Annotated in this window: 22 protein-coding genes and 1 pseudogene; all 23 read left to right on the top strand. The window is 62.8% G+C overall.

Annotation, left to right across the window (positions count from 1 at the left end):
* The coding region (cysK, locus tag JFN93_RS25115; RefSeq protein WP_199387139.1) for a cysteine synthase A at positions 1-735 on the top strand (735 nt) is incomplete at its 5' end.
* A 65-nt stretch (positions 736-800) separates the two neighbouring features.
* Positions 801-1289 carry a nitrous oxide reductase accessory protein NosL gene (locus tag JFN93_RS25110; protein WP_199387138.1) on the top strand — a complete coding sequence of 163 codons (489 nt, stop codon included), beginning with the start codon at positions 801-803 and terminating at the stop codon, positions 1287-1289.
* Positions 1289-1600 carry a hypothetical protein gene (locus tag JFN93_RS25105; RefSeq protein WP_199387137.1) on the top strand — a complete coding sequence of 104 codons (312 nt, stop codon included), beginning with the start codon at positions 1289-1291 and terminating at the stop codon, positions 1598-1600. Before JFN93_RS25110 ends, JFN93_RS25105 begins: the two co-directional genes overlap by 1 nt.
* Before the next feature lie 202 nt (positions 1601-1802).
* A complete protein-coding gene (locus tag JFN93_RS25100; RefSeq protein WP_199387136.1) occupies positions 1803-2210 on the top strand; it encodes a NifB/NifX family molybdenum-iron cluster-binding protein in 408 nt (135 codons plus the stop codon).
* On the top strand, positions 2210-3328 hold the full coding sequence (locus tag JFN93_RS25095) for a uroporphyrinogen decarboxylase family protein (RefSeq protein ID WP_199387135.1): 1119 nt from the start codon (positions 2210-2212) through the stop codon (positions 3326-3328). Before JFN93_RS25100 ends, JFN93_RS25095 begins: the two co-directional genes overlap by 1 nt.
* Positions 3285-4217 (top strand): class I SAM-dependent methyltransferase, encoded by a 933-nt coding sequence (locus JFN93_RS25090; RefSeq protein WP_328754595.1) that lies wholly within the window; start codon positions 3285-3287, stop codon positions 4215-4217. The genes JFN93_RS25095 and JFN93_RS25090 overlap by 44 nt, the downstream gene beginning before the upstream one ends.
* 506 nt (positions 4218-4723) lie before the next feature.
* The gene (locus JFN93_RS25085) at positions 4724-5065 is read left to right on the top strand and encodes a NifB/NifX family molybdenum-iron cluster-binding protein (RefSeq protein ID WP_199387133.1); all 342 of its coding nucleotides are present in this window, start codon (positions 4724-4726) and stop codon (positions 5063-5065) included.
* Between the two features lie 53 nt (positions 5066-5118).
* Complete coding sequence (gene cysK, locus JFN93_RS25080; protein WP_199387132.1) at positions 5119-6045, top strand: cysteine synthase A; 927 nt, start codon at positions 5119-5121, stop codon at positions 6043-6045.
* 26 nt (positions 6046-6071) lie between these two features.
* Positions 6072-7136: an ABC transporter permease gene (locus tag JFN93_RS25880; protein WP_199387131.1), complete on the top strand. Its 1065-nt coding sequence runs from the start codon at positions 6072-6074 to the stop codon at positions 7134-7136.
* Positions 7130-7948 carry an ABC transporter ATP-binding protein gene (locus JFN93_RS25070; protein ID WP_199387130.1) on the top strand — a complete coding sequence of 273 codons (819 nt, stop codon included), beginning with the start codon at positions 7130-7132 and terminating at the stop codon, positions 7946-7948. Before JFN93_RS25880 ends, JFN93_RS25070 begins: the two co-directional genes overlap by 7 nt.
* Before the next feature lie 33 nt (positions 7949-7981).
* Complete coding sequence (locus JFN93_RS25065) at positions 7982-8950, top strand: ABC transporter substrate-binding protein (protein ID WP_199387129.1); 969 nt, start codon at positions 7982-7984, stop codon at positions 8948-8950.
* A 21-nt stretch (positions 8951-8971) separates the two neighbouring features.
* Positions 8972-10033, top strand: coding sequence for a hypothetical protein (locus JFN93_RS25060; RefSeq protein ID WP_199387128.1), 1062 nt, complete (start codon positions 8972-8974; stop codon positions 10031-10033).
* Between the two features lie 181 nt (positions 10034-10214).
* A complete protein-coding gene (locus JFN93_RS25055) occupies positions 10215-10871 on the top strand; it encodes a DUF1847 domain-containing protein (protein WP_199387127.1) in 657 nt (218 codons plus the stop codon).
* Between the two features lie 27 nt (positions 10872-10898).
* Positions 10899-12428 (top strand): nitrogenase component 1, encoded by a 1530-nt coding sequence (locus tag JFN93_RS25050; RefSeq protein WP_199387126.1) that lies wholly within the window; start codon positions 10899-10901, stop codon positions 12426-12428.
* Positions 12421-13764 carry a nitrogenase component 1 gene (locus JFN93_RS25045; protein ID WP_199387125.1) on the top strand — a complete coding sequence of 448 codons (1344 nt, stop codon included), beginning with the start codon at positions 12421-12423 and terminating at the stop codon, positions 13762-13764. Before JFN93_RS25050 ends, JFN93_RS25045 begins: the two co-directional genes overlap by 8 nt.
* Before the next feature lie 165 nt (positions 13765-13929).
* Positions 13930-14598: a corrinoid protein gene (locus tag JFN93_RS25040; RefSeq protein WP_199387124.1), complete on the top strand. Its 669-nt coding sequence runs from the start codon at positions 13930-13932 to the stop codon at positions 14596-14598.
* Positions 14595-15656, top strand: coding sequence for a uroporphyrinogen decarboxylase family protein (locus tag JFN93_RS25035; RefSeq protein WP_236021971.1), 1062 nt, complete (start codon positions 14595-14597; stop codon positions 15654-15656). The genes JFN93_RS25040 and JFN93_RS25035 overlap by 4 nt, the downstream gene beginning before the upstream one ends.
* A 12-nt stretch (positions 15657-15668) precedes the next feature.
* On the top strand, positions 15669-16688 hold the full coding sequence (locus JFN93_RS25030) for a uroporphyrinogen decarboxylase family protein (protein ID WP_199387123.1): 1020 nt from the start codon (positions 15669-15671) through the stop codon (positions 16686-16688).
* On the top strand, positions 16689-18353 hold the full coding sequence (locus JFN93_RS25025) for an ASKHA domain-containing protein (RefSeq protein WP_199387122.1): 1665 nt from the start codon (positions 16689-16691) through the stop codon (positions 18351-18353).
* 393 nt (positions 18354-18746) lie between these two features.
* The gene (locus JFN93_RS25020) at positions 18747-19760 is read left to right on the top strand and encodes a sulfate ABC transporter substrate-binding protein (RefSeq protein ID WP_199387121.1); all 1014 of its coding nucleotides are present in this window, start codon (positions 18747-18749) and stop codon (positions 19758-19760) included.
* A gap of 308 nt (positions 19761-20068) precedes the next feature.
* A complete protein-coding gene (locus JFN93_RS25015; protein WP_199387120.1) occupies positions 20069-20950 on the top strand; it encodes a radical SAM protein in 882 nt (293 codons plus the stop codon).
* A gap of 62 nt (positions 20951-21012) precedes the next feature.
* A complete protein-coding gene (locus tag JFN93_RS25010) occupies positions 21013-21192 on the top strand; it encodes a YezD family protein (protein ID WP_199387119.1) in 180 nt (59 codons plus the stop codon).
* A gap of 14 nt (positions 21193-21206) precedes the next feature.
* Positions 21207-21322 (top strand): annotated as a pseudogene (locus JFN93_RS25005) (nitrogenase iron protein); the annotation flags it as partial.

Below are 21322 nucleotides of genomic sequence, written 5' to 3'. Positions count from 1 at the left end.
ATCGAGCCTACCAGCGGCAACACCGGCATCGCCTTAGCCTTCGTGGCCGCGGCGCGCGGCTACCGGCTGATCCTCACTATGCCGGACACGATGAGCGTGGAGCGGCGCAACCTGCTCAAGGCTTACGGGGCCGAGCTCGTGCTCACCCCGGGGGCCAAGGGGATGAAAGGGGCCATTGGGGCAGCCGAAGAGCTGGCGGCCAAGACTCCGAATTCCTATGTCCCGTCCCAGTTCAAGAACCCGGCCAATCCGGAGATCCACCGCGCCACCACCGCGGAGGAGATTTGGAAGGACACCGACGGCAAGGTGGACATCGTGGTCGGCGGGGTCGGGACCGGGGGGACCATCACCGGGGTGGGGGAGGTGCTCAAGGCGCGTAACCCCAAGGTGAAGGTGGTCGCGGTCGAGCCGTTCGACTCACCGGTCCTCTCCGGTGGGAACCCGGGGCCGCACAAGATCCAGGGGATCGGGGCGGGTTTCGTCCCCGACGTCTTGAACACCGGGATCATCGACGAGGTCTACAAGGTGAAGAACGAGGAGGCGTTTGCCAGCAGCCGCAAGCTTGCCACCGCCGAGGGGCTTTTGGCGGGCATCTCCGGCGGCGCGGCGGCACACGCGGCGTTGCAGATCGCGAGCCGCCCCGAGAACAAGGGGAAACTCATCGTCGTCGTGCTCCCCGACACCGGTGAGCGCTACCTCTCAACCCCGCTCTTCGACCACGATCCCGCTAATTAGTCGGACAGGCATACCCTCAGCGTTCCGGCCCGGATTGCTCCGGGCCGGGCGATTTGGAGCACGTGATGAATAAGTACCTTGTTTCCCTATGCTCGATGCTGATTGCCGGCGGTCTCCTGTTCACGGCGGCGGCCGGAGCCGGGGAGTTAAAGCCGCGGCAGCCGGGCCCTAAAGACAAATGCGGGGTGTGCGGCATGTTCGTGGCCAAATACCGCAACTTCGCCGCCCAGATACAGTTCCGGGATGGATCAGTCGTTTTCTTTGACGGCCCAAAGGACTTTTTCACCTATTACCGGGCCCTGTCGAGTTTCAACCCACGCAAGAGCCAAAAGGACGTCAGCTCCCTTATCGTCACCGATTACTACGAGGTCGCGCCGATCGACGCCAGCCGCGCCTGGTACGTTATCGGCAGCGACATAAATGGGCCGATGGGTCAGGAACTGGTGCCGTTTCGAGACCAAAGAGCGGCGAAGGAATTCGCCAGAGATCACAAGGGAAAGCGGGTGTTACGTTTTCAGGAGGTAACTCCGGCCCTCCTCCGCGAGATCCACTGATGGCCCGACGCTCCTCCCTGTATCTGTCCGGATTGACGGTTTTGTCGCTCGCGGCGGGGATTCTGCTCCTCCAGGGGGCTTTTGCCGAGCGTCAGGCCGCTTTTTCCCTGGCCGAATCGGCACGCCTGGTTCGCGAGCTGGATCTCACCGATCTTTGCCTCTTCACCGAGGCCAGTTACACAAGGCACCCGGCCGTGACCGATCTGTCCACGCCATTTCAGGACGGTCCCCTCAGCCTGGAGCATTTTCCAACCGGGTCGTTGGTGGGGATTCCGCCCCACCTGACCAAAACCTTGGCGCGGGCATACTGAGGCGTGGGGGCGTCCGACGGTTTGCACGCGCGGTGGCTGGTTTGTCTTACCAGAGGATATGGAGCAACGTTCCGACCGGAAAAACCGGAGGGTGCCGTGCCGCGGTGGCGCAGGAACCTTCCGGTTTTTTTTCGCGAGGTTGCTCCCTGTTTTTGCACGTCCGACGCGGCGCTTTGATCAACACAAGGAAGGAGAAACGAACATGGTGAAAGTAGCAGTGGCGACCACTGATGGAACTACTATCGACGAGCATTTCGGTCAGGCGAGCCGGTTCATCCTCTATGCGGTGGAGGAAGACGGGAGCTACCGGGAGCTGGAGGCGCGCGAGATCAAGCACCCGCCGCAGGACCATGCCCGCGCCCATTCCGCTGACACCACCGTCGAGCAACTTCGGGATGTGGATGCGGTTCTGGCGAGCCAGATCGGGCCGGCTGCGGCAGCCAATCTGGCTGGCCGCGGCATCAAGTCCTTCGCACTGAAGGGGAGCGTCGCACGCGCGCTTGCCTCCTACGGCAAACGCCACCGGCTTCTCGACCTTGAGATCCCTGGTGTCACCGGATGCGCCCCGCGGGGGGCATCGTGCGGCTGCCGGGAAGGAGGATGCCGGTGATGGGCGTCGCGGGATTCAAGGAGACCATGACATCGAAAGAGCGCACCGTTGCCGCGCTCACCGGCCGTCCCTTCGACAGGATTCCGGTGAACCTCTTGATCAGCGACCACGCGGCTCGGGTCATCGGGGTCACCGTCGGCGAATACAACAACTCGGTCAAGCTCATGGCGCAGGGGCAGATCGCGGCCTGGCGGCGTTATGGTGCGGATAACGTCAACACCGGGCCGGGGCTGACCGGGATCGCCGAGGCTCTCGGAAGCAAAGTGGCTTTCCCGGACAGCACGCCGTATATCGCCGCGCCGGTGTTGGAGCACGAATCACTCCTGGACACCCTGAAGATCCCCGACCCGGAGGCGGACGGGCGTTTGCCGATCTTTCTCGATGCGGCGAGCCTCGTCCTTGAGGAGATCGGGGACCAGGTTCCTCTGGGGATGACCTGCGCCGGGCCGTTTACCACTGCAGCCAGTGTCCGCGGCACCGAGCGGTTCCTCAAAGACCTGCGCCGTAACCCCGCCTTCGTCCACCGGCTGCTGCGCCTTACCACCGACAGCATCCTGCGTTTCGCCCGGGCCGCCTACGCCCGCGGGGCCCGCATCGGGCTCGCCGACCCGACTGCATCGGGGACCATGATCGGGATCGGACAGTTTCAGGAGTTTGCGCTCCCCTATTTGAAGGAGGTCTGCGCGGTGATCCGGGAGGAATTCGGGGCCGCACCGTCACTCCACATCTGCGGCAACACCACCCGGATCTGGAACGAGATGGCCGAAACCGGCGCCTCGGTATTAAGCCTGGACAACGCCGTCGATCTCGCCGAGGCGAAGGCCCAGGTGGGGGGCCGGGTGGCCCTCCTGGGGAACATTCATCCCACCGCAACCATGTATTTGGGGACCCCGGAAGACGTCCGCGCCAACGCGCGCAGCTGCCTCGCCAAGGCGTGGGACACCCCCAAAGGCTACATTCTCGGTCTGGGGTGCGGTCTCCCCATCGACACCCCGCCCGAGAACATTCACGCTCTGGTCGCAGCGGCTCGGGAGTACGGGCGGTTTCCGCTCGAGCCACAACGGTTCGACGTCACTGCCCCAGCGCACGCGACCGGGACGTTGGCGGCAGCGGTATGATCGACGCTTTGCCCGACGGACTCCGGTCGACCACGGCCGGCTTTACCTGAGCAGAAAAGGAGTGGACATGATTTCCCTACAACTTGACAACCAGGACCTGGCTAAAACCTACGACGCGATCAGCGACTCGCAGTTCGAAAACGGGCGCCGGCTCATCGAAGCACTCGCCGTGGCTCCCGGCAACGTGGTGCTCGACATCGGCTGCGGCACCGGACGGCTCGCCTTCCATGTGGCGGACCAGGTTGGCCCGACCGGGAGGGTGATCGGCCTCGACCCGCTCCCGGAGCGGATCGCCCTGGCCCGGGAAAAGTACGATCACCCGCGGATATCTTTCCAGACCGGGTTGGCCGAGGATCTGAGTTTCCTCGCCGACGAAAGCGTCGACATTGTCTATCTGAGCGCTGTCTTTCACTGGGTACCTGACAAGGAACGAGCCCTGGCCGAAATCCGTCGCGTCCTCAGGCCGGGTGGGCGGATCGGTCTCACCACCAATGCCAAAGAGTTCGTCCACGCGACAACGCTCCGTTTGGTCACGGCGAAGGTCCTGGGTCGGCCTCCCTACCGGGATAACGTCGACGTCGATCACTTTGCGCCGACCCATTTCGGGGTAACCACGACCGAGTTGGTGGAACTGTTTCAGAAGGCGGATCTCACCGTGGCGCAACTGCAGGTCAGCCGCACCCTGCGCCGGTACCGTTCCGGAAGCGAGATTGTAGCGTTCGCCGAGTCGAGCACCTTCGGCAACTATCTCAACCATGTTCCCGAGCCGCTGCGCCAAAGCGCCCGCCGGGAGTTGGCCGCCGAATTTGCACAGTTGGGAACGCCGGATGGCATTCCGTTCCAACTCTATTCGCTTTTGGCTTGGGCAGAAAAGGAAGGACAGGCGTGAGGTCCCATTGGTTAAGGCTCGGTTGAGATGGCCTTTCTCCTCGAGCTGATGTTGGTAAAAAAGCATTCCTCCTTTTGGTTAATGGAGCGGAGTCGTCGTCCGCTCCTTTTTTTCTTGGCGCGCTGCCAGGAGCGCTCCTGAAGGTTGCCCGGGGCTAGATCGTTGAGGGGGCGCTCGTCTTCCACGCCAGGGAGAAGGATACTCCGCCGGGGGAAAGGGGATTCAAAGGTGGGGCAACCTTTCGGAATTATAAGGCTCTGTTGTTAAGCAAAAAATACCCCAGCAGGTTACTCTACAAAAATTATCGAATAACTGGAAAAAATTCTTGACTGTACGTAAACTCCACGCTAGTATCCATTCAACGATGAACGACGGGCCAATTTTCCCCAGGCCCGTTTTCTTAAAACGAAAGTGGTTGACCAGAGAGACTGGAGGCCAAGGTTTGATTCCCCGCGGGGAATCTACCTTGGCCTTTTTTGTTTTTCGGACTCCCGGAGACCAGACCCATGGAACTTAAAGTCGCATTGGCAAGTTCGGATGGCATCCGCGTCGACGAACATTTCGGCAGGGCGAGCCGGTTCGTCGTGTACCACTTTGGGGAGGATGGGTGGCAGTTCCTGGAGGAAAGGAAAACGGAGGCAGCGTGCGCCGGCCAGGAACATAGCGACGACCTGCTGGACCGGGCCGTGGCGCTTCTCTCCGACTGCCGGGCCGTCGTGGTCACCCAGATCGGACCGACCGCCTTCGATCTCCTCATTGCCCGGCGGGTCCTTCCCCTCATGCTCAACGGCACCATCGTGGAGGCGCTCGACGTGGTCAAGCATTCGCGGCACTTCAATCGGAAATGAACGGCCGCCCTGACGGGGCCGGTGGATGAACCAAGGAACCCAAGGAGGGACAGATGGCAAAAATAGCGAACAATCTCACTGACCTGATCGGAAGAACTCCACTGCTGCGTTTGGGGCAGAAGCAAACGCAGGGGGCCGACGTCGTGGCCAAGCTCGAGGCGTTCAACCCGGGGGGCTCGGTCAAGGACCGGATCGGCTTTGCCATGATCAAGGACGCCGAAGAGAAGGGGCTTATCAACAAGGACACGGTCATCATCGAGCCGACCAGCGGCAATACCGGGATCGCCCTGGCCTTCGTCGCCGCAGCAAAAGGGTATCGGCTGATCCTCACCATGCCGGATACCATGAGCATCGAGCGGCGTAATCTCCTCAAGGCGTATGGTGCGGAGCTTGTCCTCACTCCGGGCGCCAAAGGGATGAAGGGGGCGATTGAGAAGGCCGAGGAGCTGGCGGCGGCCACGCCGAACTCCTTCGTGCCGCAGCAGTTCAACAATGCCGCCAACCCGGCGATCCACCGCGCCACCACAGCTGAAGAGATCTGGGCCGACACCGACGGCAAGGTGGACATCGTTATCGCCGGGGTCGGGACCGGCGGCACCTTGACCGGGGTCGGGGAAACGCTCAAGTCCCGCAAGCCGGACCTGAAGGTCATCGCGGTGGAGCCGCTCGATTCGCCGGTCCTTTCCGGTGGTAACCCCGGCCCGCACAAGATCCAGGGGATCGGCGCCGGCTTCGTCCCCGGGGTTCTCAACACCGGCATCATCGACGAGATTTACAAGGTGAAAAACGAAGAGGCGTTCGAGGCAGCGCGGGCCCTGGCGCGAGAAGAGGGGCTCCTGGTCGGGATCTCCTCCGGGGCGGCGGCCTTTGCCGCGCAGCAGGTGGCCAAGCGACGGGAGAACCAGGGAAAGCTGATCGTGGTGGTACTTCCCGATACCGGTGAGCGGTACCTCTCCACCGCGCTGTTCCTCGATATCTGATTTCGGTAATGAGAAAGGAGGTTCCTGTGGCTTTCAATGTCGCAGAACAAGAGACCGGTGCCGGCCTGGCTGGCAGTGCCTATCCCGCAGCGGCAACCGAGCCGGCCGGCCAGGCGGCACGTGCGTTGAGCGGCCGTTTCGAAACAGGCCGAAAGGTGCTGATCCGGTTTCTTCCGGTCCTGGCGGCGGCAGGCACCCTGTCGGTACATCTCTACGTTCCCAACGAGCAGACCTTTGCCATCAACGAGGAATACCGGAAGGTTCTCGCGGTGCTATTGGCTCTGAACGTCGTGTTCTTCGGTGTGTCGCTCGTGCCGTCGAAGCTCAAGGATTGGCTAGGAGAGAACGCTCCCTTGGTGGCGGCGGCACTCTCCCTGCTCGCCATCTGGGATCTGATCACGCTTAAGTTGGGGCTATTGCCGCTCCCCTACTTTCCGGGCCCGGACAAGGTGCTCGGGGCCCTTTTGGAAGACTGGAAGTTGATCGGCACCAGCGCCTTCTACTCGCTGCGGTTGCTCTTCACCGGTTACCTTTTCGGTGCGGCCGCCGGTCTGGTGACCGGGACCCTGATGGGGTGGAGCAAAAGGTGGCATTACTGGGTTTCTCCGGTCATGAAAGGGATCGGCCCGGTCCCGGCCACCGCCTGGATTCCGCTGGCCATGGTCATTTTCCCGACCAGCTTCCAGGCGAGTTCCTTCCTCGTGGCGCTGGCCGTCTGGTTCCCGGTAACGGTGATGACCGGTTCCGGCATCGCCAACGTACGCAACGCCTTCTTCGAGGTCGCGCGCACCCTCGGGGCGAACGAGCGCTATCTCATCTTTCGGGTCGCCATTCCGGCCGCCTTTCCGACCATCTTTGTCGGGCTCTTCATGGGGCTTGGGGCCTCCTTCCTGGTTCTGATCGTCGCCGAGATGATAGGGGTGAAGGCGGGACTTGGCTGGTACATCAGCTGGGTTCAGGGGTGGGCCGAGTACGCGAAGGTCTATGCCTGCCTCGGCGTCATCGCGCTGATCTTTTCCAGTGTCATCGCGCTGCTTTTCAAATTCCGGGACCGGGCGCTGGTCTGGCAGAAGGGGTTGATCAAATGGTGAGTTCCGCTACCGCAGTTGCCTACACCGAAACGCCCGCCACGTCGGGGGCCATATCTGTCCGCAACGTACGCCGGGTCTTCGTGAACGCCAGCGGCGAGGAGACCGTCGCCCTGGAGCGGGTCAACCTGGAGATCCAGCCCGGAGAGATGGTGTCGCTGCTGGGCCCCTCGGGGTGCGGCAAATCGACCCTGATGCGGATCATCGCCGGACTCGACCAGCCCGGTGAAGGCGAGGTTGTCCTGGACGGCGTACCGATCACCGGCCCGCACCATGAGCGGGGACTCGTCTTCCAGGATCCGACCCTCTTTTCCTGGCTCACCGTCAAGGGGAACGTCTCCTTCGGACTCAAGGCCCGGGGCATCAAGGAGATCGCCCGGGAAGTGGACGACTACATACGTCTGGTCGGGCTCGAGGGGTTCCAGAACGCCTACCCGCACCAGCTTTCCGGAGGGATGGCGCAACGGGTCGCGCTGGCGCGGGCCTTGGTCAACCATCCCAAGGTGCTCCTGCTCGACGAGCCGCTGGGAGCCCTGGACGCCTTCACCCGGATGCAGATGCAGGACGAGATCCTCCGCATCTGGGAGGATCGGGGCACCACGATGGTCTTCGTTACCCACGACGTGGACGAGGCGATCTACATGAGCGACCGGATCATCGTGATGACGCCGCGCCCGGGAAAGATTCAGGAAATCATCGAGGTCCGGCTATCCCGTCCCCGGGCGCGTAACCATCCCGATTTTTTCCTGATCCGCTCCAAGATTCTCGAGATCCTGCATTTCGCTGGGGAGATCCGGGAAAACTATTACCTTTGAGGCTTCAGCAAACCACGTGAGGAGGATGTCTAGATGAAGAGAAAGATTGTTGCCATTTTGGGTGCGGTTGCTGCCCTTTCCGTCGCGGTTGCGGTTCACGCTGCTGCGCCCGCAAAGAAGATTCGTGTGGGTTTTTTCGGCACCATTTGCGAGGCCCCGCTTTTTGCGGCGTATGAGCAGGGGTTCTTCAAGGAAGAGGGGCTCGATGTGGAGATGATCCGCGGCGATGCCAACACCCTCCGCGAGGGGCTCGCCCTGAACAAGGTCGACGTCACCGACGGCGTGCTGATGCAGTGGATCAAGCCGATTGAGCAGGGGCTGAAGGTGAAATTCACCGCCGGCATCCATACCGGCTGCATCCAGATCCTGGCCGGAAACAAAACCAAAATCAGGAGCCTCAAGGACCTCGCCGGCAAGCGGGTCGGCGTTCCGGCCATCGGCGGCGGCCCGCACAACCTCGCCTCCCGCGCCCTCTTCACCGCCGGGATCGATCCGAAGAACGGGGTCACCTGGAAGGCCTTCCCGATGTCCGAACTGGAACTCGCCCTCGAGAAAGGGGAGATCGATGCCATCGCCTCCGCCGACCCCATCGCGCAGATCATCGTGGATAAGGGGAAAGCGCGCAGCATCTTGAACAGCGCCAAAACGACCCCCTACAACCAGGAATACTGCTGCCTCGTGGTGGTCAACGGGAAGTTCATCAAGGAACATCCGGATACCGCTGCAGCTGCGACCCGGGCGATCCTGAAAGCGGCGCGCTGGGTTTCCAAAAACCCGCAGGCCGCCGCCAAGTTGTCGGTCGATAAAAAGTACGTCCCGGGGAACCCGGAGGTCAACGCGAAGATCCTCTCCGGTTACCACTATGTCCCCTCGGTTAAAGGTGGGGAAAACGCCATCTTGATCGCCGCGCGGGAGATGAAAGAAACCGGTGTCCTCAACAAGTCGACTGACGTCAACCAGCTCGCCAAGTTCAGTTTCCAGAAGCTGAAAGGTGTTGAGTAAGAGGAAGGACAAGGCCGCACCATGTTTTTCGCATCGAATAAAGACAGCAAGTTAACCGGATTGCTCAGGGGAATTGTTGCGGCGGGCGTCTTCTTCGGAAGCGCCACAACGGTGCGGGCTCACTGCCCGACCTTCGGTGGCGGGATCGGGATCGCCGGTCCCGTCACGACGTTTTCCGCCGCGACCCTTCCCGCCGGCAAGGCCGCAGTAGGATTGCGGGTCGAGATATCGGAGTTTGGCACCTTGCCTTCGGCTGATCTGGACCAGGCCGCCATGGACGGAAAAACCGCGCACTCGATGCGCGAGCAGCAGTTTTACTCGGTCGGTGGGGCCTATGGCGTCACCGACGATCTGACCGTCGGTGCCAGCCTCCCGTACGTGTTGCGGGACGGCATCCAGGCGGTCCACTTCGACCCCGCGATGCAGATGTCGATGCGCCATGACATCGGCCGAAGCGACGGACTCGGCGATCTCACCCTCTTCGGGGAATACCGGCTGGTGCGCCGCCTCTACGAGGGATTCGAACTGTCGCTGATCGGTGGTTTGAAGGCTCCCACCGGCGCCACCGGCAACAGCAGCGCCGGTGCCACCATCGCAACCCTGCACCAGCCCGGTTCGGGGTCCTGGGACCCCTTGGGGGGGATTGCCCTCTCCCAGCAGCTGGATCGCCTCTCCCTGCACGCGACCGGGCTCTACGTCCTGGCCACTCGGGGGGCACAGGCGACCAATCTGGGGGACCGGGCCCAGGGGACCCTGGCCGGGGCGTACCGCTTCGGGGGGAAGGACAACTACGGCGACTGTGACGAGGTCTACGAATATTTCTATCCCGAGTCGCGTCAGCGCTGGCTGGGAGACCTGGTTCTGGAGCTAAACGCCAACTGGCAGGATAAGGAAACGGTCGCCGGCCGCCGGGACGACAGCAGCGGCGGCGTGACCCTCTTTCTTTCCCCGGGGGGGCGGCTCACCTACGACGGCAAATACAGCGCCTCGGTGTCGGTAGGAGTGCCGGTCTACCAGGACCTTAACGGAAGCCAGTCCAAGACCGACTACCGTGTCATCGCCTCAGTGGCGGTGGCTTTCTGAGATCGGGACGGGCGGGGGCCAATTCCTGGTGCGAGCCGATACGCCGCTCACACCGCGATGTGGCCGCTTGTTGAGGTGAAATGGCAGTTGAAACCCATTCTCACCTGTCCCTTCCCTCGAAGGGGAGGGAACTAGGTGAAGATTGACGTTGACCGGCAAACACGATGTCTAGAGGGATTACATGAGCAAGAAAAAGGCGGTGTCGAGCTGCAGCGATTGCGGCACCCTGAACTGTTACAAACTAAGCGCCACCTTTCCGGAAGGATGTTTGACGGCGGGGCTCGACCCGGAGGAGTTGGCCGAGGTCGTTCAGATCTATCGCAACGACCCCCTGGTCTCCAACATCTCCTGCAGCGCCGCCGAGGTGGAGGGGACCTACTACGGACAGCTCACCCGCGTCGAGGAGATCGCCGCCTTCGCCCGGCGTGCCGGCGTCAAGAAAATCGGCATCGCGAGCTGCGTGGGGCTGGCCGCCGAGGCACGCACCTTCGCCAGATTCCTGGAGACCCAGGGGATCGAGTCGTACAGCGTTCTTTGCAAGGTCGGCGGGGTGGAAAAGACCGAAACCGGCATCCCCCGGGAGCACAAGATCGAGCCGGACGCCCACGAGTCGATGTGCAATCCGGTGCTGCAGGCCCGCCTGCTCGCCAGGCAGCAGACCGAGCTCAACGTGGTGGTAGGACTCTGCGTCGGCCACGACTCGCTCTTCATCAAGTACTCGCAGGCCCCGGTCACCTATCTCGTGGTCAAGGACCGGGTGCTCGCCCACAATCCGGCGGGTGCCCTCTACACCGGGGGGACCTATTACAAGAAGCTCTTTGACGGGAAGCTGCGCTGACGGCTCCCGCGTGAACAGGAGGCTCGGATGAGCTATTTCGACAACAAGGTCCCGCCCAAGCGCGAGGACCGGCTTCAGGCGGTTATCGCCCACAAGGACAGCATCTGCGGGATCGCCAACCGCGGGGGGGGCAAGAGCTGCCTGATCCAGGACGGCGAGCGTGCCTTCACCCAGGGAACCATCTGCCTGCTCCTCCCGGCGCTGGCGATGCTCAACTCGCTCCCGGACAACGTGGTGCTATTGCACAGCGCCCTGGGGTGCGGCTCCTGCACCCATTCCCAAAACGCCAACGTCCGGACCGGGAGCAACGCCCGCTGGGGCAAACCCAAGGACGGGATCTGGCTCTCCACCGCCCTCGACGAGACCGACGTCATCAACGGCGGCGAGGGTAAGCTCGAGCAGGCCATCATCGAGGCGGACCGGCGTTACCGGCCGGCGAGCATCACCATCGTCGCGGGGTGTGTCCCCGGCATCATCGGCGACGACATCGACGGGGTGGCCCAAAAGGTCCAGCCCCAGGTGAACGCACGGCTTCTGCCCGTGCACTGCGAAGGGTTCAAGACCAAGATCTGGGCTACCGCCTACGACGCGGTCTACCACACCATCGGGAGAAATCTCCTCGTGGAGCGGGGCGAGAAACAGATCACCCCGCAGGACGAATTGGAGGTCTTCAAGGAGCAGCAGCGTCTCGCCCGCACGGTGAACCTCATGAACGTCTCCTCGATGGGGAGAATCGACGAACTTGAACTGGAGCGGCTCCTGAACAGCCTGGGGCTCGAGGCGAACGTCTTTCCGGTCTTCGCGCATCCCGATTCTTTCGTCAAGGCGACCCGGGCGGCGCTCTCCATAAGTACCTGTCCGACCCACGACGACTACTTCCTCGGCTATCTGGAGGAGCGTTTCGGTGTGCCGTCGCTCATCCAGCACATGCCGATCGGCATCGAGAACACGAGCCTGTGGCTGCGCGATGTAGCTGCGAAGTTCGGCCTGGAAGAGCAGGCGGAACTTTTGATCGCCTCCGAAGAGGCTGAGCTGCGCCAGGCGCTCGAGGAGTTCCGCCCTCTCTTCGAGGGAAAGACGGTCTTCATCAGCGCCGGCGAGTTCCGGGCCCTGGCGACCGCGCGCCTTTTACAGGAGATTGGCCTGGAGGTGGTGGGGATCCGCTCTTTCCATCACGACGAGTTCGCGGAAGTGGAATACGAGAAGCTCGCCCGGGAGGCGAAAAGCGACTACGTGGTCGACATCGCCAACGTGCAGCCGTTCGAGGAGGCGAACCTTCTGAAGCGTCTCAAGCCGGATCTCTTCCTGGGGCACGCCAACGGCAACATGACCGCGGCGAAGCTCGGGGTCGCCACCCACGTCATTTACAACACCGGCCTGGCCTACATCGGCTACCGCGGGGTCTACGAGGTCGCCCGACGCCTTTACCGGCAGCTTTCCAACCCCTCCTACAACAAGCGGCTCGCCGAGAACGTCCGGCTCCCCTACGCGGAGAGCTGGTACCAGGCCGAGCCGTTCACCTACCTAAACAGCCGCGGGAGGAGCGTCAATGAGTGAGCATTTTGTCGAACGGGCACGGTATTTCTGCTCTCTGGGAGGGGCCGTCTCGACGGTGACCGCCCTGCCGGGGGGGATTCCCATTCTGCATTCCGCCTCCGGCTGCGCCGGAAACTTCGCCTGGACCCAAAACGGCGGCAGCGGCCTGCAGGTCGGCGGTTACTGCGGTTCCCTCACCGTTCCGAGCTCCAACGTGCAGGAGAACGAGGTCGTCTTCGGAGGGGAGGAGCGACTGCGCGAGCAGATCGCCAATACGCTGCAGGTGATGGATGGTGGGCTGTACGTGGTGCTTACCGGCTGCGTCCCCGAGGTGATCGGTGACGACATTTTCGCGGTGGTGAACGATTTCCGCAACGAGGGGGCTCCGGTGATCGGGGCCGCCACCGGCGGCTTCCGCGGCGATTCCTACTGGGGCTACGACCTGGTGCTCCAGGCGCTGGCGAAGGACTACCTGACCAAGGGGCTCCCCAAGGTGAAGGGGAGGGTGAACCTGTGGGGGGTGGTCCCGTACATGGATCCCTTCTGGCGCGGCAACCTCGAGGGGGCCCGCCACCTGCTGGAGCTGATCGGGCTGGAGGTGAACACCTTCTTCACCCCGGCGGATTCGCTGGAGCGGATCAAGGCGGCAGGTTCCGCCGAACTGAACGTCGTGGTATCGGACCGCTACGGGGTGGAGGCGGCCCGCCAGTTCGAGGAACGCCACGGCACCCCGTTTGTTACCGCTCCGCTGCCGATCGGCGTAACCGCCTCGGAGACTTTCCTGCGCCAGGTAGGTGCGGCGCTCGGGCTGGCTGAGGACGCCGTCGGGGAGGTCATCGCCCGCGAGAAGCGGCATTACTACCAGATCCTGGAGCCGCTTACCGACTGCTACAACGACCTGGACCTGCAACGCTACGCGGTCGTGGTGGGGGATGCGAACTACGCCGTAGCGCTCACCCGCTTCCTTGCTGACGACCTCGGCTGGTTGCCGGTGCTTACCGTGGTGACCGACCGGGTGCAGGAACAGGACCAGGAAGGGATCGCCCAGCGTGTCGCGCAGCTCGGTTCCGGCTACCGGACCAATCTGGTTTTCGAATCGGACGCTTCGGAAGTCCTGGGGCATCTGAATCGGGTCTGGCCGCGTTCCACCGGGCAGAAATACCACAACGGCTTCAGCCCTGCCTTCGTGGTCGGAAGTTCGCTGGAGCGGGAGTTGGCCCTGCAGATCGGGGCGCCGCACCTTTCGGTCTCCTTCCCGGTGGCCAACCGCGCCGTGCTCGATCGAGGGTACACCGGGTTCCGCGGCGGCTTAAGGCTCGCCGAGGACCTGATCAGCGCGGTGGTGGCGGGGCGTTGAGGCAGGCCATCGGAACCCTTCCTCACCTTGTCCGTCGCGAGCTCGAGCTTTCGCGGGCAACCCTGAAAGGGGAAGGGCCGCAGAGGGGCTTCGCGACAGGTACTACCGGATTGCGGTTGCGAAGACAGAAACGACCATCGGACATTTCACCTGGAGGTGATCTTTATGGCTAAGACGAAGGAAGCGTTGTGGCAGGAGCTGTCGGACTCGGTCCTGGAAATGGAGGAGGACCGCGCCGTGGCGGCGGCCGAGGAGGTCGTGGCTCAGGGGTACGACGCCTTCGAGGCGATCGAGCGGGGGCTTTCGGCAGGAATGGAGCGCGCCGGGCAGCTTTTCGAGGAAGAGGAGTACTTCATTCCGGAGCTCCTCATCTGTTCCGACGCGATGTATGCGGGAATGGACGTGCTGAAGCCGCACCTGCGGCAGGATGACATAGCCGAGAAGCACAAGGTGGTGATCGGGGTCATCGAGGGGGACACCCACGACATCGGGAAAAACCTGGTGAAGACCATGCTCGAGACCTCCGGCTTCGAGGTAACCGACCTGGGGCGGGACATCGCTCCCGCCCGGTTCGTCGAGACCGCCAAGGAGATCGGCGCCCAGCTCATCGCCTTATCCACCCTCATGACGACAACCATGGAGGGGATGGGGGCCGTGGTCCGGCAGCTTCGCGAAGAGGGGATCCGCGACAACTTCAAGGTCATGGTCGGCGGCGGCCCCATCTCGCAGGGATTCGCCGACCGGATCGGCGCCGACGGCTACGCGGTCAACGCCGCCGAGGCAATCCGGCTGGCCCGCTCCCTGGTCGGGGCTTCGGAGTCGGTTGCCGCATGAGCCGCCGCGATGCCATGACCCCGCTGGAGCGGTTCGCCGCCTACGCGGCGGGAAGCCCCGTCGACCGGCTGCCGTGCGTCCCGATTGTGGGGAACACCGCGGCGCGGGTGATCGGGGTCAAGGTCGGGGCGTTCCGGGGCAACGGAAAGCTCATCGCCGACGCCCAGGTCGCCGCCTACCGGCGCTTCGGCTACGACGTGATCCGGGTCTTCACCGATCTTTATACCCAGGCCGAGGCGATGGGGGCGAAGGTCGCCTACCCCGGGGACGAAACCGCCTACCTGGAGGCCCCGGCGCTCAACGACCCCATGGAGATAGACCGACTGGTTCCGGCGGATCCGTTCAAAGACGGAAACCTCCCGCACCACCTTGAAGCGATGCAGCGTGCGGTGGATGCGGTTGGGAGCGAGGTCCCGGTGAATGGGGCGGTGACCTGCCCTTTTACCAACGCCTCATTCCTGGTGGGGGCGGACCGGCTCGCTCGCCTGATGCTGCGCGATCCCGCTGCGGTGCACCGGCTCTGCGAGGTGTCGCTGGCCACCAACCTCGCGTACGCGGCAGCTATCATGGCGGTCGGGGCCACCCCGAGCCTTACCGACGCCATGTCTTCTAATTCGGTGATCAGCCCCCGGCAGTTCCGCGAGTTCTCGCTGCCCTATCTTAAGCGGCTGATCGACTTCATCCACGGCAAGGGAAAAGGCGTAACCCTGCACATCTGCGGCAAGACCGCCGGCATCTGGCAGGACATGGTCGATGTGGGTGCCGACTGCCTCAGCATCGACAACGACGCGAGCCTCGCCGACGCGAAGGCGGCGGTGGGGGACCGGGTGCGCCTGATGGGAAACGTGCATCCCTCCGAGGTCATGTTGCAGGGGACCCCGGAAAAGGTGCGCGAGGCCACGCTCGCCTGCCTGGCGGCTGCCGGCGACACCCCGAAAGGGTTCATCGTCGCCTCCGGATGCAGCCTCCCCACGGAGACCCCGTTCGCCAACATCGACGCGATGCTGGACACGGTCCGGGATTTCCGCCCGAGTGTTCCCCTGATTCAGGCAACCTAGAGGTACCAGCATATGAGTCTTTCACCCAAAGAGCGCCTGCTCGACACCCTGGAAAAGAAGCGGGTTGACCGCCCGCCGGTCATCTGCACCGGCGGCATGATGAATGCCGCCATCGTCGACGTCATGAACCACACCGGGCATACCCTACCCGAAGGGCATTTCCGCGCCGACCTGATGGCCGAACTTGCCGCCGACGTCCACGACGACACCGGCTTCGAGAACTTCGGGATTCCCTTCTGCATGACGGTTGAGGCGGAGGTGCTGGGAAGCGAGATCGATTTCGGCTCCCTTGCCTGCGAACCGAAGATCGTGCGCGAGCCGTACGCTTCGACCGAATCGGTGCAATTTAGAAACATCGGCGCCATGCTCGACGCAGGCCGGGTCCGGTCCGTGGCTGAGGCCGCCCACCTTTTGAGCAAGGCGCATCCGGAGGTCCCGGTGATCGGGAGCATCTCGGGCCCGATCAGCACGGCGGCCTCCATCGTGGACCCGACCACCTTTCTCAAGGAGCTGCACAAAAAACGCGAGCCGTCCCACCGGGTGCTTGACTACGTCAGCGACTTCCTGGTCGAATTCGCGCGGCTGCTGGTCGACGGCGGCGCCTCGGCGATCTGTATCGGCGACCCCACCGCGACCGGGGAGATCCTGGGGCCCCGCCTGTTCTCCGAGTATGCGGTTCCCTACCTCAACAAGGTCATCGACGGCATTCACGCCGCGGGGGTTCCGGTGCTGGTTCATATCTGCGGTGAGATGCGGGCGGTGAAGCAGTACATCCCGACCTTGCATTGCGATGCGATCAGCACCGACGCCTTCGTCAACCTGAAGCTGCTGAAGGAGGAGTACCCCCAGCTCACCACCATGGGGAACCTGAGCACCTATCTCCTGGAGTTCGGCGAACCGGACAAGGTCTCCCGCCATGCGGCGAACCTGGTGCGGGACGGCATCGACATCATCTCGCCGGCGTGCGGCCTGAGCACCTCGTCCGCCATCGGAAACATCCAGGCAATGACCGCCACGGTGAAGGGGGACTAGATGGCGCAGGTCACCTTTCTTCCGGCGGACCGGTCCGTCGAGGTCCCTCTTGGGAGCACCGTACTTGAGGCGGCGCGCCAAGCCGGCGTTATCATCGATTCCCCGTGCAACGGGGCCGTGGTCTGCGGCAAGTGCGCGGTGCGGGTCGTCCCGGAATTTCTCGCCCGGGTTGAACAGAAAGGGGCGCACACCCTTTCCGAAAACGAACGGGAGCGCGGGCTGGTGCTTGCCTGTGCCGCTGAAATCACCGGCGACCTCGTGGTGGAGGTGCCGGAAGGGCAGGAGCGGGAGCTCAAGATCACCAGCCACGGAGAGTCCGTGGCGGTCGCGCTGGCGCCGTTCATCGCGAAGGAATACCTCCCGGAGGTCGGTCTCACCCAGGTTGTGGCGGGCGATAGGGTAATTGCCCGCGAAGAGGGGGACACCACCGGGCAATGCTACGGGGTGGTCATCGACATCGGGACCACCACGCTCGTTGCTGCGCTGGTCGATCTCAACACCGGGGAGGATCTCGGAACCGCATCGGCACTCAATCCGCAAAGCCGGCACGCCCAGGATGTTCTCTCCCGGATCAAGATTGCGGCGGAGGGGGGGCTGGAGGAGTTGCGCAGCGGCGTGGTCTCCGAGATCAACGAACTCATCGGTGCGGTGGCCAGCCGGTCGGGGGTTGCGCTGGAGCTGATCTACGAGGTGATCTACAGCGGCAACACCTGCATGCTCCATCTGGCCGCCGGGGTCGATCCCGCACCGCTGGGGAGATATCCCTATACCCCTAGCCTGGAGTGCGGAAGCTGGATCGACGCCGCGGCACACGGTGTCTCAATCGCCCCGGGCGGGGTGATCTACCTCCCGCCCATCATCTCCGCGTACGTCGGGGCCGACATAACCGCCGGTCTTCAGGCGGTGCGGCTGCAGGATGCCGTGGACACGGTACTTTTCGTCGACATCGGGACCAACGGCGAGATGGCCCTGGTACACGGCGGGAAACTGTGGGCGACCTCGACGGCGGCCGGTCCGGCGTTCGAAGGGATGAACATCCGGTTTGGAATGCGGGCCGGGGAGGGGGCGATCGAGCGCTTTGCCCTGGTTGACGGTGTGGTGGAGGTGCAGACGATCGGCGCCACGCAAGCCGTCGGGATCTGCGGTTCGGGGCTCATGGACGTGGTCGCCGAACTGGTTGCCTACGGTGTCATCGGCACCAACGGAAAGTTCGTCAAGCCGGACGCGCCGGGAGTGCCGCCGGCGTTGGCGGAGCGGCTCGTGGAGCGGGAAGGGAAGACCGTTTTTCTCCTGACCGATGCGGTATGGCTGACCCAGAAGGACGTCCGGCAGGTTCAGCTTGCCAAGGGGGCGATACGGGCCGGCATCGAGTTCCTGCTCCGCGAGGCGGGCGTTGCCGCATCGGCGCTGGACCGGGTGCTCATCGCCGGTTCTTTCGGCTTTCACCTGACCGCACACAGTCTCACCACTATCGGCCTGTTGCCCCCCGAGGCAGACGGGCGGATCGACTTTGTAGGAAATACGGCGAAAAGCGGCGGGGAAGCGTTCCTGCTGAACCGCCACACGCGCAGCGAAATGGTCCAACTGGTAAAGGAGATCGACGTTCTCGAACTGGCCCAGTACCGGGATTTCGATGCTGTTTTCGTCGCAGCGCTATCGTTTTGACCTCCTGCACCTCCCCGTAGGAGCCTTCCATGGACGGGGTTTTCCCACCGAGTTCCCCCTATTTTCGCCCGCAGGAGTGCGGGCTTTTTTTGTCGGAATATCCCTCCGATGGGGACCCCGCCTCCCCTGGGGGAAGAGGTTTTGCCTTTCCCGAGGATCACGGGGCGGGGATGGAGTTTCCGACCCGTTCACTACCTTTGGCCGGCGGACGCAGCTCGAAGTGGGAAGGGGATGCAGATGCAGAAAAAAAAGTTGACAAGATATGGGAGGAGGAGTATTAATCTACCAACCTTATCGACTTAAAGGTCTTTACCGCTGGCCACGACGGCAAGCGGCATCTTTTTACCGCCTTAGTCTATTAAAACCATAGGCTAAGATAACTGGAGGGAAGTCATGAAAAGAACCGTTTTCGCCGTGCTCCTGCTCACCTTGTTTGCCGCCGTCGTGCCGACCGGCGCCGCTTTCGCCGCCCAGGAGTTTCTCAACGTCTCCTACGATCCCACCCGCGAGCTCTACCAGGACTTCAACAAAGCCTTTCTGAAGCAGTGGAAGAAAAGCGGGGGGGCGGAGATCTCCTTCAAACAGTCGCACGGAGGTTCCGGAAAACAGGCACGCGCTGTCATCGACGGGCTGGAAGCCGATGTGGTCACTCTGGCGCTCGCCTACGACATCGATGAAATCCACGACCGTGCCAAGCTGATCCCGGAAAACTGGCAGAAACGGCTTCCCCACAACAGCTCCCCCTACACATCGACCATCGTCTTCCTGGTGCGCAAAGGAAATCCCAAGCACATCAAGGACTGGAACGACTTGGTCAAGCCGGGCGTCGCGGTGATTACCCCGAACCCGAAGACCTCAGGCGGGGCGCGTTGGAACTACCTCGCTGCCTGGGCCTACGCCCTCAAGCAAAAGGGGGGGAACGAGGCAAAGGCTCGTGCCTACATCACCGAGCTTTTCAAACATGTGCCGGTTCTTGATTCCGGGGCGCGCGGGGCCACCACCACCTTCGTGCAACGCGGCCAAGGTGATGTGCTCCTCGCCTGGGAGAACGAGGCGTTCCTCGCGGTGAACGAACTTGGTAAGGACAAATTCGAGATCGTGGTTCCTTCCCTGAGTATCCTGGCCGAGCCCCCGGTCTCGGTAGTGGACAAGGTTGTGGACAAGAAGGGGACCCGCAAAGTGGCCGAGGCGTACCTGAAGTACCTTTACTCATCCGAGGGGCAGGAGATCGCGGCCCGGAACTACTACCGTCCGCGCGACAAGAAGGTTGCCGCCAAGTACGCCAGGCAGTTCCCGAAGGTGAAGCTCGTCACCATCGACGACACCTTCGGCGGTTGGCGCAAGGCCCAGAAAACCCACTTTGCCGACGGCGGGGTCTTCGACCAGATCTACGCCGGGAAAAGATAGCAGGCCCGGCGGCAGGCTTCTCGTGAGGCTTCCGGAGAGGCACTCGCCCCATGAGGGGCGGGTACCTCCGCCAGGTCCTGGTGGTGCCGGACGGTAGGGAAACGGAAAAGTTGTCGTGGGCAAAAAAAGGGCTTGACCAGAGGAAAAAAAATCGGTATTTAGTCTATTAGCTTTGTAGAAATAGTATTCAGACAATTAAACGGGGGTTTCCCATGGCGGAGAATCCCTGAGCGCGAACAAGCTGACCGGAAAGCTGGAGGCTAGGAAGATGATTCCTAGCCTCTTTTTTTTTCCGTGAAGGAGGAACCATGGCAAAGGCTTGTACGGGACGGAAGAACATCCAGGGGCATCCCTGCTTCGGAAGTAACCATCATCAGAACGGCCGGATCCACCTCGCGGTGGCGCCGCGCTGCAACATCAAATGCGGGTACTGCACCCGGCGCCACGACTGTGTGAACGAGTCCCGTCCCGGCGTTACCAGCCGGGTGCAGAGCCCGACGGAGGCCCTGCAGACGGTGCGCGACGTGATGGACAGCGCGAGCTTGGGGCGACTGATCCGGGTGGTCGGCATCGCCGGCCCCGGCGACCCGCTGGCCAACGAGGAGACCTTTGAGACCTTCCGCCTGGTCGGGGAGGAGTTCCCCCATCTGATCAAGTGCCTGAGCACCAACGGTCTGGTTCTGCCGGACCGGATCGGGGAACTGGATCAACTCGGGCTGGGGAGCCTCACCGTCACCCTGAACGCCCTCGATCCGGAAATTGGCTCCCGCATTTACACCTTCGTGAACTACCGCGGCACGGCATACCGCGGGCGGGATGCGGCGGAGCTCCTGATCGCCAACCAGCTGGCGGGGCTCGAAAAGGCGGCCGATCTCGGCATCACGATCAAGGTGAACACGGTACTCATTCCTGGCGTGAATGACGGCGAGATCCCCCGGATCGCTGAAAAGGTCAAGGAACTCGGGGCGGCGGTGATGAACGTCATGCCGCTTATCCCCCAGGCCGATTTCGCCGGTCTGCAGGCGCCGACTCCGGAGCGTTTGGAGGAGATTCGCAGCGTAAACGAGAAGATCATCGGGCAGTTCCGCCACTGCCGGCAGTGCCGGGCCGATGCGATCGGGCTGATCGGCCAGGATGCCAATTTCGACTCGGGCTGTGCCATCACCCTCAAGCAGGAAAGCGCGGGATGATACCCTAGTAAATTGATTGATTAAACAGGAAGCCGGAGCGGGCCTTCGGCCGGGAGCGGGCAATGACAACAAGAACGATCAGGATTCCCCAAAAAGACGCTGCGCTGGAAGAGGCGGTACGCAAGACCGCACAAATGCTTTGGGGCCTCCGCTACGGCTCGGTCACCCTGGTGGTGCAAGACGGCAAGGTTTTGCAGATCGATAAGACGGAGAAATTCCGGTTCAACAACCAGAGGCACTAGAAAAGGAGAAGGGCATGTCGAAGAAAGTCAAAACCATCGCGATTTACGGCAAAGGGGGAATCGGCAAGTCGACGACCACCTCCAACATTACCGCGGCACTGTCGGTGCTCGGGCTCAAGGTCATGCAGAT

The sequence above is a fragment of the Geomesophilobacter sediminis genome (genome assembly GCF_016458275.1).
Taxonomy (GTDB): Bacteria; Desulfobacterota; Desulfuromonadia; order Geobacterales; family Geobacteraceae; genus Geomesophilobacter; species Geomesophilobacter sediminis.
The sequence above is the reverse complement of the archived record's forward strand: the minus strand, read 5'-3'. Positions and strand labels throughout refer to the sequence as shown.

Bases quoted from the DNA above. Each gene is read 5' to 3' on its own strand.
- JFN93_RS25055 (WP_199387127.1), top strand. From the start codon at position 10,215: ATGAGCAAGAAAAAGGCGGTGTCGAGCTGCAGCGATTGCGGCACCCTG.
- JFN93_RS25065 (WP_199387129.1), top strand. From the start codon at position 7,982: ATGAAGAGAAAGATTGTTGCCATTTTGGGTGCGGTTGCTGCCCTTTCC.
- JFN93_RS25010 (WP_199387119.1), top strand. From the start codon at position 21,013: ATGACAACAAGAACGATCAGGATTCCCCAAAAAGACGCTGCGCTGGAA.
- JFN93_RS25060 (WP_199387128.1), top strand. From the start codon at position 8,972: ATGTTTTTCGCATCGAATAAAGACAGCAAGTTAACCGGATTGCTCAGG.
- JFN93_RS25030 (WP_199387123.1), top strand. From the start codon at position 15,669: ATGAGTCTTTCACCCAAAGAGCGCCTGCTCGACACCCTGGAAAAGAAG.
- JFN93_RS25110 (WP_199387138.1), top strand. From the start codon at position 801: ATGAATAAGTACCTTGTTTCCCTATGCTCGATGCTGATTGCCGGCGGT.
- JFN93_RS25025 (WP_199387122.1), top strand. From the start codon at position 16,689: ATGGCGCAGGTCACCTTTCTTCCGGCGGACCGGTCCGTCGAGGTCCCT.
- JFN93_RS25050 (WP_199387126.1), top strand. From the start codon at position 10,899: ATGAGCTATTTCGACAACAAGGTCCCGCCCAAGCGCGAGGACCGGCTT.
- JFN93_RS25085 (WP_199387133.1), top strand. From the start codon at position 4,724: ATGGAACTTAAAGTCGCATTGGCAAGTTCGGATGGCATCCGCGTCGAC.
- JFN93_RS25035 (WP_236021971.1), top strand. From the start codon at position 14,595: ATGAGCCGCCGCGATGCCATGACCCCGCTGGAGCGGTTCGCCGCCTAC.
- JFN93_RS25070 (WP_199387130.1), top strand. From the start codon at position 7,130: ATGGTGAGTTCCGCTACCGCAGTTGCCTACACCGAAACGCCCGCCACG.
- JFN93_RS25045 (WP_199387125.1), top strand. From the start codon at position 12,421: ATGAGTGAGCATTTTGTCGAACGGGCACGGTATTTCTGCTCTCTGGGA.
- JFN93_RS25100 (WP_199387136.1), top strand. From the start codon at position 1,803: ATGGTGAAAGTAGCAGTGGCGACCACTGATGGAACTACTATCGACGAG.
- JFN93_RS25105 (WP_199387137.1), top strand. From the start codon at position 1,289: ATGGCCCGACGCTCCTCCCTGTATCTGTCCGGATTGACGGTTTTGTCG.
- JFN93_RS25040 (WP_199387124.1), top strand. From the start codon at position 13,930: ATGGCTAAGACGAAGGAAGCGTTGTGGCAGGAGCTGTCGGACTCGGTC.
- cysK (WP_199387132.1), top strand. From the start codon at position 5,119: ATGGCAAAAATAGCGAACAATCTCACTGACCTGATCGGAAGAACTCCA.
- JFN93_RS25015 (WP_199387120.1), top strand. From the start codon at position 20,069: ATGGCAAAGGCTTGTACGGGACGGAAGAACATCCAGGGGCATCCCTGC.
- JFN93_RS25095 (WP_199387135.1), top strand. From the start codon at position 2,210: ATGGGCGTCGCGGGATTCAAGGAGACCATGACATCGAAAGAGCGCACC.
- JFN93_RS25020 (WP_199387121.1), top strand. From the start codon at position 18,747: ATGAAAAGAACCGTTTTCGCCGTGCTCCTGCTCACCTTGTTTGCCGCC.